The organism is Streptomyces humidus (genome assembly GCF_014649655.1).
In the GTDB taxonomy this organism is placed as follows: domain Bacteria; phylum Actinomycetota; class Actinomycetes; order Streptomycetales; family Streptomycetaceae; genus Streptomyces; species Streptomyces humidus.
Genome location: NZ_BMTL01000135.1, coordinates 1 through 1173, shown reverse-complemented (window position 1 = coordinate 1173; position 1173 = coordinate 1). Strand labels below are relative to the sequence as shown.

Sequence of the window (1173 nt, the reverse complement as noted above, 5' to 3'; positions counted from 1 at the left end):
AGAACGACTGCACCACAGACAGAACCCCAGCCGTCACCTCACGCACACCCCCGGCATCCAGCACCACCGACGGCACCTCCAACACCTCCACACCACCCGCAACCTCCACACCCACACCCACACCCATCGGCAGAGACGACCACTCCACCCGGAACAACCCACCACCCCCACCACCGGACGCCCCCAACTGCTCCCCGGAGACTGCCCGCAACACAAGCGACTCCACCGACGCCACCGGAACACCCTCACCGTCGGCCAGCTCCAGCGACAGCGACTCCGCCCCCGTCGACCTCAACCACACACGCAACGACGACGCACCCGACGCATGCAGAGACACACCACTCCACGCGAAGGGCAGGAACAACCCGTCGCCGTCGGACTCGCGCGCGCCGGAGAAGGCTGCGGCATGCAGCGCGGCGTCCAGCAGCGCCGGGTGCAGACCGAACCCGGCACCCGCTTCTGCTTCTCCCGCCGGCAACGCGACCTCGGCGAACACCTCGTCGCCCCGACGCCACACCGCACGCAGCCCCTGAAACACCGGCCCATAGCCGTATCCGCGGTCGGCCAGCTCCTCGTACAGGTGCGAAACGTCGACAGCCACCGCACCCTCCGGCGGCCATTCACTCAACCCCTCGCCGGCCGCAGACACGTCTTCGCCGAGCTGCCCGCTCGCATGACGGACCCAGGGAGAATCCACATCGGCGTCATCGGCCCGCGAATACACCGCGACCGGCCGGACTCCGCTGCCGGTGTCCTCACCGACCGAGACCTGGAGGCGGATCGCCCCCTCCTCGGGAAGCACCAGCGGAGCCTCGATCACCAGCTCCCGCAGAACCCCCGAGCCAACCTCGTCGCCCGCACGAACAGCCAGCTCCACCAGAGCGGCACCCGGCAGCAACACTGCACCGGACACCGCATGGTCGGCCAGCCACGGCAGCGCCGCCAGTGACAACCGACCCGTGGCAACGACGCCACCCGTCTCGGGTACACCCACCACGATGTCGAGCAGCGGATGTCCGGCGGCCAGGGCCGGGTCTCCGCCAGAAGCGGCCGGGTTCAGCCAGAACCGCTGCCGCTGGAAGGCATACGTCGGCAGGTCGACCCGGCGGGCGCCCGTCCCGGCGAACACCCTCTCCCAGTCCACCTCCACACCCCGGGCATGCAGCCGGCCCA

Annotated in this window: 1 protein-coding gene; it reads right to left on the bottom strand. The window is 70.0% G+C overall.

Annotation, left to right across the window (positions count from 1 at the left end; genetic code table 11):
* Positions 1–1150: polyketide synthase dehydratase domain-containing protein (locus tag IE239_RS41420; RefSeq protein ID WP_190154600.1), on the bottom strand; the 1150-nt coding region annotated here is incomplete at its 3' end.
* Positions 1151–1173 lie beyond the last annotated feature (23 nt).